This window comes from Pseudaeromonas paramecii, from assembly GCF_039540575.1.
GTDB classification, from domain to species: domain Bacteria; phylum Pseudomonadota; class Gammaproteobacteria; order Enterobacterales; family Aeromonadaceae; genus Pseudaeromonas; species Pseudaeromonas paramecii.
The window spans coordinates 132,246-144,930 of the sequence record NZ_BAABFC010000029.1; the positions used below are offsets into that span (position 1 = coordinate 132,246).

Here is a 12,685-nt window from a genome sequence, read left to right on the forward strand (position 1 = left end):
AAAAAACGCCTTAACATGACTCAAAATCTATCGTGCTCAATTGCCTACTTCTTGTTGCGTCAGAAGCGACGAATTTCGACGATACAGTGTTTGAGATGCAGGGTGGGATCGTGAAGCAAAAACAGCCCAATTTGCGCCTAGTCACTGAGCGAAAGTTAAACACCATTCAACGTTTTTCGGGATACGTCCATATTGAGACTCGTGCAAATCTACAATAGGAGCCCCCCCTTTTTTCAAAGAATACAAAGAATACAATAACATAGCCAAAATGTAGCTCTATTACGCTTAGTATGTTAGCCCTGCTCGGCCCGCTGCAGCTCCTTGTCCAGCGCCTCGGCCAGCCGCTGGATGCCGGGCTTGATCGCCTCGGGGCGGATGGCATGAAAGCCCAGGCGGAAGAAGTGCTGGGGCGGTGCCGCCTCCAGGAAGTGGTTGATCCCGGGCTCAATCAGCACGCTGGCATGGGCGGCCCGCCAGGCCAGCCGCTGGGTGTTGATCTGAGCGGGGGCCTGCACCCAGAAGGCGGTGGCGCGGTTGCCATTATGCCGGCACTGGGGCAGGTGCTTGTCCAGCGCCTCGGCCAGCAGGCTCCAGCGGTAGGTGGAGTGCTCGCGAAAGCGCCGCAGATAGGTCTCGTAGTGCCCCTGGGCCAGGAAGTGGGCCATCTGGTACTGGATGTTGGCCGGCGGATGGCGGTAGAGCAGGCGGCGCAGGGCCCGCAACTCGTCGACGAGCTCCGCCGGCCCCACCAGGTAACCCAGCCGCAGGCCGGGGGCCAGGGCCTTGGAGAGACTGCTGACATAGATGACCCGGCCGTTGCGGTCATGGGCCTTCAATGCCGGCTTGGGGTGGTTCTCTATGTTGGTGTCCGAGTCGAAGTCATCCTCGATGATGATCTGATCCCGCGCTATGGCCTGCTGCAGCAGGGCCTGGCGGCGGGCATTGCTCATGTGTACCCCGGTGGGCGCCTGGTGGCTGGGGGTGACGTAGAAGAAGTCGCAGGTCTCGGAGTCCGCCGACAGCACCAGGCCCTCGTCGTCCACCCCGTGGGGCACTATCTGACAGCCCTGCAGGGCAAAGGTGTTGATGGCCTCGCGGAAACAGGGGCTCTCCACCCCCAGGCGGGTCTCCCGGTTCATCAGCAGCTGGGAGAGCAGGCTCAGGGCATTCTGGGTGCCCAGGGTGATGAGGATCTCGTCGTTGCTGGCGGTGATGCCACGCTTGGGTAACACCCGGGTGCGCAGCTGTTCCAGCAGCATGGGGCAGTCCTGATCCACCTGATCCAGCAGCCAGCGGTGATCCCGCAGGCTGCCGGTGACCATGCGGGCCGCCTCCCGCCACTGCTCCATGGGGAACAGGGAGGTGTCGGGCTGACCATAGATGAAGGGGTAGTCATACTTCATCCACTGGGCCGGTTTGCTGATGGTGACCATGTCGCTGGGACAGATCTGGAAGCGATCGCTCCAGTTTGGTGCATCCTGTGCACTTTGGGGCGCCAGGGCGACCGGTGGCTCCTCTTTGCGGGCCTGGGGGGTGTAGCGGGGGTCGATATAGTAACCGCTGCGGGGCCGGCTGATGAGGTAACCGTCGTCCCGCAGGCTCTCGTAGACCAGGGCGACCGTGTTGCGGGAGATCCCCAGCTGCTCCGACAGGCTGCGGCAGGAGGGCACGGGTTCGTCCGGCAGGAAGCGGCCTGCCAGGATCAGGCTGACCAAGGCTTCCCGCAGCTGTTCCTGCAGCCCCCGATCCCCTGAAAAATCAATCAGCAGACACTGCTCTATCATACCGAGCCCCTCTCCCCTTGCCGAAAAACCGAACAATGCAAGCCATATGCCGTATGGCCCTGCTGAAATAACTTCAGCACAAACATCTGTCCCATTTCCCCGGTCAATCTGGCCCTATCCCACCAGCAACTCTGTCGGTAGAAGTGAATAAGAGGGCGAAAAAATATCGTTTTCATGCAACCTGCGGAAATTGGCATCCCAGTTGCAACCCCATAACCCAGTGGTTCTTGAATGTCACAGTGAGGTGAGCGAATGAAAAAGAAATTCTTTGCAGGAAAAGCAGTTAGCCACATGTTAGCCGGTTTGGCCCTGACCTTTGCCTTCGCGGTACAGGCGGCCGATCTGCCGGAAATTGAGGCCCGCGGGGCCCTGAAGATCGCCACCGAGGACGATTACGCCCCCTTCAACTTCATCACCGACGGCCAGCCGGACGGCTTCCACAAGGACGTGCTGATCGAGCTGAAAGAATATGCCACCAAGTTCAAGCTGGAGCAGAGCATTCTGCCCTGGACCGGTCTGCTGGCCTCCGTGGCCGCCGGTCAGTATGACGTGGCCATCACAGGCGCCCTGGTGACCGACGATCGCCTCAAGGTGTTCAACTTCGTGGCCCCCGTGGCTTCCGCCCAGCACTACTACGTCAAGCGCAAGGGTGACGACCGCATGAAGAGCGTGGCGGATCTGAGCGGCAAGGTTCTGGGTGTGCAGGCCGGTAGCGCCCTGCTGGCCCGCCTGCCGGAGCTCAAGACCATGCTGGAGCAAACCGGCGGCAAGCTGGGGGAAGTGGTGGAATACCAGTCTTATCCGGAAGCCTATGCCGACCTGGCCAACGGTCGTCTGGACTATGTGATCAACGCCGTCATCTCCGTCAACGACCTGGTGAAGACCCGCGGTGACGTGTTCGAGAAGGGCCAAGCCGTGTCCGGTGGCGGCTTCGTCGCCTGGCCTGTGCCCAAGAACAGCCCGCAACTGCTGGAGTTCCTCAACGGCTTCGTCAAGCACCTGAAGGACACCGGCAAGCTCAAGGAGCTGCAACTCAAGTGGTTTGGCGAGTCCTTCGACAACCTGCCGGATGAGGCCATCACCAACGTGGATCAGTTCCACAAGCTGGCCGGTCTGTAACTATCACGGGCACCCGGCGAGCCGGGTGCCCCGTTTCACCCACGTCGTACGTTGTAGCTGCAAGGAGGCGTTCCATGGATCTCAAGGCATGGTTGCTGTTGCTGGAAGGGGCCTGGACTACCCTCTGGATATCGGGGATTGCCATAATGCTGGGGGTCAGTGCCGGCCTGCTCATCGCCCTCGTCCGGCGGCAGGCGATTCCCCTGGTCGATCAGGCACTGGCCCTGTATATCAGCCTGGCCCGGGCCACCCCCTTGGTGACCCTGGTGCTGTTTTTGTTTCTCTCTCTGCCCTCGGTGGGCATCAACCTCAACAAGAATGTGGCGGCCATCCTGGCCCTGACCCTGAACACCGCCGCCTTCAACGCCGAGATCTGGCGCTCGGCCCTCAACAACTTCTCCCGGGATCAGCGCGAGGCGGCCCAGGCCATCGGCATGACCGACTGGACCTTCTTCCGCCGCATCATGCTGCCCCAGCTGTTCACCGTCAGCCTGCCGGCCCTGGTGAACGAGATGTCCTTCCTGATCAAGGGCAGCCCGGCCATCGCCGTGATCGGCCTCGTCGACCTCACCCGGGTCACCAACCGCATCGCCTCCGTCACCTATGAACCCCTCTACCCCATACTGGGCGCCGGGCTCATCTACATGGTGATGATAGGGGTGATGGTGAAGGCCCAGGCCTCCGCCGAAAACAAAGCCCGTCGGCTGGCCATGTGAGGAGACTGCCATGAACGAATGGATGACCATCTGGGATGCCCGCGATGCCTTTTTCGGCGGCTTCCTCAACACCCTCAAGCTGTTTGGCATCTCCGCCCTGCTGGGCCTGCTGCTGGGCGCCCTGCTGCTCTACCTGCTGGAAGGGCCGAGCAACCGCGCGCGCCAGGGACTGGGGCTGTTTATCGACGCCATGCGCACCATCCCCTTCCTGATCCTGGCCTACCTGCTCTACTACGGCCTGCCCCAAGGCGGGGTGCGCCTCTCGGCCGATGTGGCCGGGCTCATCGCCCTCACCCTCTACCACGGCGCCTACTTTTGCGAAATCTTCCGCAGCCAGCGCCGGGTGATGCCCAAGGGCCTCATCGAGGCGGCCCAGGCCCACGGCTTCCGCCACCATCTGGTGTTCCTGCGCATCATTCTGCCCAACGTGGTGATGACCAGCCTGCCGCTCATCGGCAACCAGCTGATCATCTGCCTCAAGGACACCGCCTTCTTGTGCATCATCACGGTGAAGGAAGTGACCGCCGCCGCCAACGGCGTGCAGGCCACCTACTTCATCCCCATGAAGGCCTTCCTGGTGGCCATCATGCTCTACTGGATCATCAGCCTGTTGATCGAATACGCCATCCGCTGGCTGGGCCGGCTGGGCAAGCAACGAGGATTTAGCCATGTCTGACACACCCGCCATTACCGTAAACCGCCTGTCCAAGCAGTTCGACAACGTCGAGGTGCTGCGGGACATCAACCTCACCGTCAACAAGGGCGAGGTGGTGAGCATCCTGGGCTCCTCCGGCTCCGGCAAATCCACCCTGCTGCGCTGCATGAACTGGCTGGAGCAGCCGGATCGCGGCACCATCCACATCGGTGAGGAACGCATCGGCATCGACGACCAGACCCAGCAGCCCATGAGCAACAAGCAGCTGGCCCGCATCCGCGAACGGGTGGGCATGGTGTTCCAGAGCTTCAACCTCTGGCCCCACCTGACGGTGCGGCAGAACGTCACCGAGGCCCTGCTCCACGTGAAGAAGATGTCCAAGGAGGAGGCCAACCAGATCGCCACCACCCAGCTGGAGAAGGTGGGCATGCTGGAGAAGCAGCACGTCTACCCCATCACCTTGTCCGGCGGCCAGAAACAGCGGGTGGCCATCGCCCGCTCCCTGGCCATGAGCCCGGAGGTGATGCTGTTCGACGAACCCACCTCGGCCCTGGACCCGGAACGGGTGGGCGAGGTGCTGGCGGTGATGAAGCAGCTCTCCCAGGAGGGCTACACCATGGTGGTGGTGACCCACGAGATGGAGTTCGCCCGCGCCGTGTCCGATCAGGTGGTGTTCCTGGAGAAGGGCAAGCTGATCGAACAGGCCCCGCCGGAGGAGTTCTTCACCAATCCCAAATCCGAGCGGGTGAAACAGTTTTTGCAGACGGTGCGGCAGTAAGCCGTCGCCGCGGGAATCTTCGCTTCCGCGACATAATAAGACCGACCTCCACTCTCCCTTTTGACCGCCCGCTGGGCGGTTTTTTATGGCTGGCCCGCAAGCGGGTGCCCGGCCCCCAGCCATTCCAAGCTGCCCCTTGGCGGGGCGGGCCAGAACATCTTTGCCCGTTGCGCCTGCCCGGCATCCAGCCGTTAACCACCCTGCGGCTGCGGAAGCGAGTCAGATCGCGTTGGCTCCCTCCCCTGCCAAGGGGAGGGTTGGGGTGGGGTCGCTTTGGAGTGGCTCAACGCCGTTGATATGAATCATTCAGAACGGCGCTGCCCGTTCCGCCTGCCCGGCCCCCCAGCCTTTCCAAGCTGCCGCTTGGCGGGGCGGGCCAGAACATCTTTGCCCGTTGCGCCCTGATCGCACATCGAGCCTTTCAAGCTTCCCGCTTGGCGGGGGCGCCAAGGGGCGGTCATGCCACCGCCCCTTAACCCCGGGCACTCCCCACTGTCTGGGCCTACGGCTTCCCTCGGCGTCATCGGGGGATCACGGCCCGCCATCGACGTGTTCCTGACACGGCGATGGCTGACTCGGCTTCCTGCCTCGTCGCCTATCCCCCGCGGCCACCTCGGCCAGACAGAGGGGAGACGTATCCCGTTAGCCAGCCCCTGAGACGCCGCCCAGTTATCGGATTACTCATTCCCCGTAGGGCGCAATAGCACAGCGTATTGCGCCAGATGACGAACGCCCAAAGCGACGACTACCACCGATTGTGGCGCCCCTTGACCGGGCCGAGCGGAAGGCGGATTGGAATGCACGAGCCGCAGGGAGGCGCCGAGATGGCAAAGGCGGAACGGACTAACTCAGGACAAGTAGGGCGCAATAGCGCAGCGTATTGCGCCAAAGCAGCAAGACAAAACGGACACCAGGCCACAAACCCGGTTTGACAGATGCCCAAATGTGACCTACGCGAATGTCAAAGTACGCAAAGGACGGTTAGGATAGGACTCAAAATAGGTAGGGACACCGGCAGCAGGTTGGGGGCTGAAGACCCAGGGGCGGTAGCCTGGGCGAGCCGAATAAGCTCAGGGTACGACTTGCCAGAAAAAACAGGATCCGGTGCCACTGCGGGCCAGGTGGCCAATAGGCCGACTAGCCACACAGGACAAGCGAGGGCATGTTTTTTACTGCCCGGACAATGGGTTGCAGAGCACACCCGCGTTGCATCACGGAACTAGGCGGCATAAGCCCCGTGGATAGGTGGCAAAATGCCGCTTAATAAATTGTTATATAAAAGGTACCGAATTGAAGTGTTTAATTGATGTTCATAAATTCAGAAATGCTCTCTTATATTTGATTGAATTTGAATCCCACAAAATATTAGAGATAAGCACAACAGCCTGGAATGGCTTGAGCTTATTCCCTCATGGGGCGTGCCACATTGCATCAAATCTTCTTGGGGTGTATTTAAAAGAATTGGGGCATGATGTTGCGTTAATATCTATAAAACACAGCAGCGTTAAATTCCCATGCATTAAAAGCCATGCTTGGCTAGAAGTTGCCAATCAATACATTGATATAACAGCATCACAATTCCAGAGCCTTACAAAGGCTAGAGTCCTAATACAAGACAAACGTAAGTCGGAGTGGCTATTTGATTATGCAGAAGAGGCAAGATCAGCCGGAAAATATCAATCCCACGAACCATACCTCGACGATGACATCGCCGATATATATTATTTGATTATTAGAAAAATAATATAAAATCATATAACAAATAGTTTAAGTCGTTCGCTTCGCTCACTGGGACGCGCAAAAAGCACGCGCGCCCCATAACTAAAATGTTAGGCTTAATCGCAACTAGGAAGGTATGAATGTCTTTGTTTGATGTTTTTAGAAAAAAGAAACAGATAAAGGCATTACCTTCCATCGAAAATACACAGCCACCAATTGTTTACAGAAAAAATTTAACCATACACCCAGATATAAAAAACTTACTATGGTTTGGTGATGGCGCAATGAAAAACCACACCACCAAGCCTAAAGAAGTTAATACATTTAGAATTAATGGTTATGCCGTAACGGTCTCATTTTCGGGTGCCGAAGAACCGAGCCTTATATTTCTTGATAAAGAAATAATCGAGCCCAAAGAAAATGAAGAAGTTCAACGACCAACCTATTATCCAAACTTCAAAACATTAACACCAAAACAAAGATGGAACTATGTAAAACTACTCGAAGATCCATATAGCCCTGAAAATGATATTGGTTATGTATTTATTCTATATTATGGTTTAGAGCGACATCTACTAGAGGGTGACTTTGATAGGGCATTTAATGTCATATTGAAATTACGAGATGCACATGCTAACAAATCATTCCAGCACTATTCAGGGCCGTAGGGGCGATTAGCGCAGCGTAATCGCCCATTGCATCATCGCGTATCTATTGTCACGGCAAGGAATGCACCTTCCCATGAGCGGGCTATCAATACGTTGAAGAGTTGGGGAGTGATGGCAAATGATGCATTCTTTCTTGGCGGGGTAGAGAAGAAGCATGTCTTGGACGTCCTACAGCCGCATATTTTCTTTGACGATCAGTCCGGACATCTTGCCACCGCTAGCGAGGTCGCTCCATCAGTCCACATTCCGTTCGGAATCACGAACAAGCCATATGATTGACTGCTAATAATTCATGCAAGCCGCCGCTGCTTCGCGGCTCAGCTTAATTCAGGCAGGCGTTAACCTCTTTCCCCTCTCACCAAATTAACGCCCAGGCGGCATGGCTGCCTGGGCCTTGGTTATACGGCAAGGCATCCCGCGCTGGGCTTATTCTCGCTCGCCCACCGGGATCAGGATGTGGGCGAAGGGGGTGCCCTGCCACATCACATAGGGGCCGCCGTGCTGGGGATCCGTCGGTAGGGAGTCCAGCAGGACCTGGGCTGGCCAGCGCGCCTCCTACCGTCAATTCCACCCGCCGGCGGGAAGCGGGCAGGCCGGGTTGGCGGCACAGTGGCACCAGGCGTGACAAACGGAGGCGTTATGCGGCCCATCCCCCACCCCCTCGGTCAACTGGAGCTGGACGGTCAACAGCTGCGGCTGGAGGGTGTCCCCTATCAGGCCGTCCGCGAGCTGGGGCGCGGCAAGTCGGCCATCTCCTGGCTCTACCAGCGCCAGGCTGACCATCCCAGCCTACCCCGGGAGCTGGTGCTCAAGCGCTACTGCCAGACCGGCTACGAGACGGTGCCCTTCGACCAGATCCTCGATTTTGAGCTGTGCAGCTACCTGCGCCTGCTGGAGAGCGGCATCCCCCACCCGCGGCTGCTGGCCTATAGCCAGGCGCACTACGCCCTGGCCAAGGAGTACATCGCCGGCGAGCTTATCGTCGAGATCCAGCAGCGCGAAGGGCTCGACGATCGCCACTTTGGCGCCATGCTGCAGATGGCAGGCCGGCTACAGGCGGCGGGCTACCATGTGGACTTCTTCCCCACCAACTTCGTGCTGAACGAGCGGGGGCTGCACTACATCGACTACGAGGCCCACCCCTACAGCGAGGAGTGGAATTTTGCCAACTGGGGGATCTTCTACTGGCTCAACCGGGAGGGCATGGCCGCCTACCTCAGTAGCGGCGAGGTGGCCCATATCAACAAGCCCGGCGAGCCCAAGCCGCTGGAGGCGCCCTTCTTGCGCCAGCGCGAAAGCATACTGCGCCGCCTGAGCTGAGCCTGCGCCGAGCCATAGACAGCCGGCGCTGCACGCCGCATCATCACCAGACAGCCCAGGCCGTAGGGGCCATTAGCCCAGCGTAATCGCTCAGTTAACCAGACCAGAGCCGTAGGGGCGATTAGCGCAGCGTAATCGCCCATTTAATCAGAGCAAGGCAAACTGACCCCAGGGAGAAGCCAGCACCATGCCCAACAAGACCCCCATCGACGCCAGCCAGATCCCGGTTCATACCGCCAAGTCCCTCTACCCTGCGCCTTTCGCCGCCCTGGTCCAGCACCGCAGCAAACGCAAGCTGGGGGATCACTTCGGCCTCAGCCACTTCGGCGTCAACCTGACCACACTGGCGCCCGGGGCCATCTCGGCCCTCAAGCACCATCACGCCAAGCAGGATGAATTTATTTACATCCTCTGCGGCACCGCCACCCTGATCTACGGTGAGCAGCGCTTCGAGATGACCGCCGGCGATTGCATGGGCTTTGCGGCCAACGGCGGCGTGGGGCACCAGAGCCGTAGGGGCGATTAGCCCAGCGTAATCGCCCATGGCATCAGAGCAAGGCAAACTGACCCCAGGGAGAAGCAGCACCATGCCCAACAAGACCCCCATCGACGCCAGCCAGATCCCGGTTCATACCGCCAAGTCCCTCTACCCTGCGCCTTTCGCCGCCCTGGTCCAGCACCGCAGCAAACGCAAGCTGGGGGATCACTTCGGCCTCAGCCACTTCGGCGTCAACCTGACCACACTGGCGCCCGGGGCCATCTCGGCCCTCAAGCACCATCACGCCAAGCAGGATGAATTTATTTACATCCTCTGCGGCACCGCCACCCTGATCTACGGTGAACAGCGCTTCGAGATGACCGCCGGCGATTGCATGGGCTTTGCGGCCAACGGCGGCGTGGGGCACCAGCTCGTCAACCAGTCGGCGGCGGAGGTGACCTATCTGGAGGTCGGCGACCGCACCCCGGGGGATGCGGTGGTCTATCCCGATGACGATCTGACCCTGACCCAGGGAGACGACGGCGCCTGGGTCGTGCGGCATAAAGATGGCAGGCCCTATTGAGCCGGCGATGGCAGCGCCTCACAACACCTTGGGATGGCTGAAGGCGACCCAGGCGGTACGGCACCGCGCTGCATCAGGAGACACCATATGCAAACCCTGACCTGGACAGACAAAGACCGGCTAAGTTTGGCGGACGGCCGATTGCGACTTGAATCGGCACAGGGCGTTATCGAGATAGACCTGGCAAGCTGCCACGCCCAATGGCAGGCCCGTCATCCTGGCGTCGCCGCTCTCGGTCTGCTGTGTGTCGGTGAACGCGACATCACGGCGCAGCCACCCTACTTTCACTTTTTTGCCGGAGAGGGCATCAGGGTGCAGATGAGCGCAGCCAGGCGCCGTGGCTTGGGGTACTGGCGCCCCGGCCACGGTGCGCAGCGGTCATTCTTGGCCTTGCAACGCACACTCGAGGACGCCGGGTGGTCTACCCGGGATCTCAGTTGAGCCGCCCTCCCGCCTCAACCGCCACCCCTAACCCAGGAAGGAACCCTTTGTGAATCCAGAACGTCTGCTGCGCGCCGGGGCCTTTATGGAGGCGCACCTGGGTGATCCCTTTGCGCTGGAGGAGGTGGCGGATGCGGCGGCCATGTCGTTGCGCTCCTTGCAGCGCCACTTTGCCGATGCGGTGGGAGAGAGTCTGGCCAGCTTCGTGCGCGGGCGGCGACTGACCCTGGCGGCGCAACGCCTGGTGGCGGGGCACGACGATATCCTCTCCTTGGCGCTGGACTGTCAGTTTGGCAGCCACGAGGCCTTCACCCGCGCCTTTGCGCGCCACTTCTTCATGACCCCCAGCGAGTATCGCCAGCAGGGCAGCCAGCAGCACTTCTACTACCGCCCCGTGCTGGGTGAGGCCATGCTGGGGGAGCTGGGCCGCCAGCGCCAGCGTCCGCCCCAGATTGTCCACCAGCCGGCCCGCCCGTTGTGGGGGCTGGGCCGCATCCTGACCGGCGACCAGATGGCCGGGCCGGCCTTGCTGGCCCAGGTGGCCCAGCTGCAGGCGGATCTGCAGAGCCTGTTTGGCCGCGCCATCCGGCCACGGCTCTTCTACTTCAAAACCGCGCCCCAGCAGTGCCGCTACTACCGGCTGTTGCTGGCCATCGAGGCCGGTCGGGGGGCGCCGCCAGCGGGGCTGGATGCCCTGACGCTGCCGGCGGGTTACCGGGCCAGCTTCTGGACCCTGGGCTACGAGCAGCTGCTGCCGGTGTTCTTCTACCACTGCTTCGCCCAGTGGATCTTTCACAGCGGCTGGCACTTTGCCGATGCCCCCGTCGAGCTGCACCTGCCCGACGAGCGCCAACCCGCCCTGGGGCTGACGCTGCCGGTGCGCACCACCCCCAGCCCAGGCTACCAACTCTGGTGAGCGGCGACTTGGCGCGGATTATCAAGCCGGTAGAGCACAGTCCGGGATAAGGTCTGCGCAGCGTCTATCCAAAGGAGTTGAAATCATGCTGCGCTACCTATGTCTTGGCCTGCTGCTGGGTTCCCTGGCGGTGGCCGCCAACCCAGAGATCACCCATACCCGCTGGCAGGGCCGCTGGGGCGATGGCCTGCGGGATGCCCTGCGCCTGAGCCCAGGAGAGAACGGCCAGATGCAGGTGCACTACTGGCGCAAGCTCAATGCCCAATGGCAGCAGCCCGAGCTGCAATTTGATGCCATCGCCCAGGTGCGCCAGACCGAGCCCCTGAGCCTGTTCTGGACCATAGAGGGCGACCCGGACGGCGGCAGCATGGCCCTCACCTATCAGCCGGAGGACGACAGCATGCGGCTCACCTATCAAAGCCCCAACCAACAAGGCAGCGTGACCCTGACCCGCGCCGATGCCGAGGTGGCCCAGCCGCCGGCGGAACCTTGCCTGACACCACGCCCCGGCACCCAGGCCGTCACTTTTGTCTGGCATGCCCCCCAGGCCCAGGCCGTCTACCTGGCCGGCGAGATGAACGACTGGCAGGCCGACAGTCTGCCGATGACCCGGCAGGCCGATGGCGACTGGCGCCTGACGGTGCATCTGGGCCCCGGCCGCTGGGCCTACAAGCTGGTGCAGGACGGCCGCTGGCTCACCGATGCGGCCAACCCGCAACGCCAGGCCGACGGCCAGGGCGGCTACAACTCCCTGATCCAGCTGGGCGAGCCGGATGCCAACTACCTGCCCAGGAGTAATCCTGCCCAGCGGGGCCGCCTGCAGGAGGTATCACTGGAGAGTAGCGAGCTGGGGCCGCGCCAGGTGCTGATCTACCGGCCGGCCGGGGTAACCGCCAGCACGCCCCTGCCCTGGGCCCTGGCGCTGCACGGCTATGGCATGGATCGCCATCAGTGGGTGGACGACGGCCAGCTGCCCGCCCTGCTTGACAACCTGATCGCCGAGGGGAAGATGCCGCCCATGGCCCTGGTGATGGTGGATGGCGGCAAGAGTTTCTATCAGGGGCCCATTGAGCGCTTTCTGATCCGGGAGCTGCTGCCCCAGGCACCGCGGTGGGGGCTGAGCGAGCAACCGGCCCAGCGGGCCCTGCTGGGGGTCTCCATGGGGGGCTACGGCGTCGTCCACCTGGCCTACCAGTACCCGCAGCTGTTTGCCGCCGGGGCGGCCCTCTCCGGCTACTTCGCCTATGGCCCGCAGGAGCAATGGACGGCGGCCGGTCTGCAGGCCATGCCCCCCGTGCGCCTCTACTGCGGCCAGCAGGATCACACCAGCCTGACCAGCAACCAGCAGCTGGAGCAGCAGCTGCGCCAGGCCGGCCTGACGCCCGCCATCCAGTATGCCGAGGGGGGCCACACCTGGCACTACTGGCAGTCCATCCTGCCGGAACTCATGCCAGAGCTGGCCCGCGCCATCACGCCACGCACCTAGCCCCTCACGCCGGGCGGCACAC

Annotated in this window: 14 protein-coding genes; 13 read left to right on the forward strand and 1 reads right to left on the reverse strand. The window is 61.1% G+C overall.

Annotated elements, in window-relative coordinates:
- Positions 1–293: 293 nt before the first annotated feature.
- The gene (pdxR, locus tag ABD847_RS16495) at positions 294–1,784 is read right to left on the reverse strand and encodes a MocR-like pyridoxine biosynthesis transcription factor PdxR (RefSeq protein ID WP_345015008.1); all 1,491 of its coding nucleotides are present in this window, start codon (positions 1,782–1,784) and stop codon (positions 294–296) included.
- Positions 1,785–2,075: 291 nt separating this feature from the next.
- On the opposite strand from pdxR, the gene ABD847_RS16500 reads away from it, so the two are divergent.
- The 13 genes from ABD847_RS16500 to ABD847_RS16560 all read left to right on the forward strand — a co-directional run bounded on the left by ABD847_RS16500 (position 2,076) and on the right by ABD847_RS16560 (position 12,663).
- On the forward strand, positions 2,076–2,903 hold the full coding sequence (locus ABD847_RS16500; protein ID WP_345015010.1) for a transporter substrate-binding domain-containing protein: 828 nt from the start codon (positions 2,076–2,078) through the stop codon (positions 2,901–2,903).
- Between the two features lie 74 nt (positions 2,904–2,977).
- Positions 2,978–3,619 carry an amino acid ABC transporter permease gene (locus tag ABD847_RS16505; RefSeq protein ID WP_345015012.1) on the forward strand — a complete coding sequence of 214 codons (642 nt, stop codon included), beginning with the start codon at positions 2,978–2,980 and terminating at the stop codon, positions 3,617–3,619.
- A gap of 10 nt (positions 3,620–3,629) precedes the next feature.
- On the forward strand, positions 3,630–4,295 hold the full coding sequence (locus tag ABD847_RS16510) for an amino acid ABC transporter permease (protein WP_345015014.1): 666 nt from the start codon (positions 3,630–3,632) through the stop codon (positions 4,293–4,295).
- A complete protein-coding gene (locus ABD847_RS16515) occupies positions 4,288–5,052 on the forward strand; it encodes an amino acid ABC transporter ATP-binding protein (protein ID WP_345015016.1) in 765 nt (254 codons plus the stop codon). The genes ABD847_RS16510 and ABD847_RS16515 overlap by 8 nt, the downstream gene beginning before the upstream one ends.
- A 1,290-nt stretch (positions 5,053–6,342) precedes the next feature.
- On the forward strand, positions 6,343–6,801 hold the full coding sequence (locus ABD847_RS16520; protein WP_345015018.1) for a hypothetical protein: 459 nt from the start codon (positions 6,343–6,345) through the stop codon (positions 6,799–6,801).
- Between the two features lie 110 nt (positions 6,802–6,911).
- Positions 6,912–7,439, forward strand: coding sequence for a TerB N-terminal domain-containing protein (locus tag ABD847_RS16525; RefSeq protein ID WP_345015020.1), 528 nt, complete (start codon positions 6,912–6,914; stop codon positions 7,437–7,439).
- Positions 7,440–7,466: 27 nt separating this feature from the next.
- The gene (locus tag ABD847_RS16530) at positions 7,467–7,718 is read left to right on the forward strand and encodes a 5'-nucleotidase (protein WP_345015022.1); all 252 of its coding nucleotides are present in this window, start codon (positions 7,467–7,469) and stop codon (positions 7,716–7,718) included.
- A gap of 360 nt (positions 7,719–8,078) precedes the next feature.
- The gene (locus ABD847_RS16535) at positions 8,079–8,759 is read left to right on the forward strand and encodes a BUD32 family EKC/KEOPS complex subunit (protein WP_345015024.1); all 681 of its coding nucleotides are present in this window, start codon (positions 8,079–8,081) and stop codon (positions 8,757–8,759) included.
- A gap of 187 nt (positions 8,760–8,946) precedes the next feature.
- Positions 8,947–9,285 (forward strand): cupin domain-containing protein, encoded by a 339-nt coding sequence (locus tag ABD847_RS16540; protein WP_345015027.1) that lies wholly within the window; start codon positions 8,947–8,949, stop codon positions 9,283–9,285.
- 61 nt (positions 9,286–9,346) lie between these two features.
- Positions 9,347–9,820, forward strand: a complete 474-nt coding sequence (locus tag ABD847_RS16545) for a cupin domain-containing protein (protein WP_345015029.1) — start codon at positions 9,347–9,349, stop codon at positions 9,818–9,820.
- Positions 9,821–9,907: 87 nt separating this feature from the next.
- A complete protein-coding gene (locus ABD847_RS16550; RefSeq protein WP_345015031.1) occupies positions 9,908–10,261 on the forward strand; it encodes a hypothetical protein in 354 nt (117 codons plus the stop codon).
- A 49-nt stretch (positions 10,262–10,310) separates the two neighbouring features.
- Complete coding sequence (locus ABD847_RS16555) at positions 10,311–11,177, forward strand: helix-turn-helix domain-containing protein (protein ID WP_345015033.1); 867 nt, start codon at positions 10,311–10,313, stop codon at positions 11,175–11,177.
- Positions 11,178–11,262: 85 nt separating this feature from the next.
- Positions 11,263–12,663 (forward strand): alpha/beta hydrolase, encoded by a 1,401-nt coding sequence (locus ABD847_RS16560; RefSeq protein ID WP_345015035.1) that lies wholly within the window; start codon positions 11,263–11,265, stop codon positions 12,661–12,663.
- Positions 12,664–12,685: the final 22 nt, after the last annotated feature.

What these genes read in the sequence shown, in the direction of transcription:
- pdxR (WP_345015008.1), bottom strand. Translation starts at nt 1,784, where the DNA reads ATGATAGAGCAGTGTCTGCTGATTGATTTTTCAGGGGATCGGGGGCTG.
- ABD847_RS16500 (WP_345015010.1), top strand. Translation starts at nt 2,076, where the DNA reads ATGTTAGCCGGTTTGGCCCTGACCTTTGCCTTCGCGGTACAGGCGGCC.
- ABD847_RS16505 (WP_345015012.1), top strand. Translation starts at nt 2,978, where the DNA reads ATGGATCTCAAGGCATGGTTGCTGTTGCTGGAAGGGGCCTGGACTACC.
- ABD847_RS16510 (WP_345015014.1), top strand. Translation starts at nt 3,630, where the DNA reads ATGAACGAATGGATGACCATCTGGGATGCCCGCGATGCCTTTTTCGGC.
- ABD847_RS16515 (WP_345015016.1), top strand. Translation starts at nt 4,288, where the DNA reads ATGTCTGACACACCCGCCATTACCGTAAACCGCCTGTCCAAGCAGTTC.
- ABD847_RS16525 (WP_345015020.1), top strand. Translation starts at nt 6,912, where the DNA reads ATGTCTTTGTTTGATGTTTTTAGAAAAAAGAAACAGATAAAGGCATTA.
- ABD847_RS16535 (WP_345015024.1), top strand. Translation starts at nt 8,079, where the DNA reads ATGCGGCCCATCCCCCACCCCCTCGGTCAACTGGAGCTGGACGGTCAA.
- ABD847_RS16540 (WP_345015027.1), top strand. Translation starts at nt 8,947, where the DNA reads ATGCCCAACAAGACCCCCATCGACGCCAGCCAGATCCCGGTTCATACC.
- ABD847_RS16545 (WP_345015029.1), top strand. Translation starts at nt 9,347, where the DNA reads ATGCCCAACAAGACCCCCATCGACGCCAGCCAGATCCCGGTTCATACC.
- ABD847_RS16550 (WP_345015031.1), top strand. Translation starts at nt 9,908, where the DNA reads ATGCAAACCCTGACCTGGACAGACAAAGACCGGCTAAGTTTGGCGGAC.
- ABD847_RS16560 (WP_345015035.1), top strand. Translation starts at nt 11,263, where the DNA reads ATGCTGCGCTACCTATGTCTTGGCCTGCTGCTGGGTTCCCTGGCGGTG.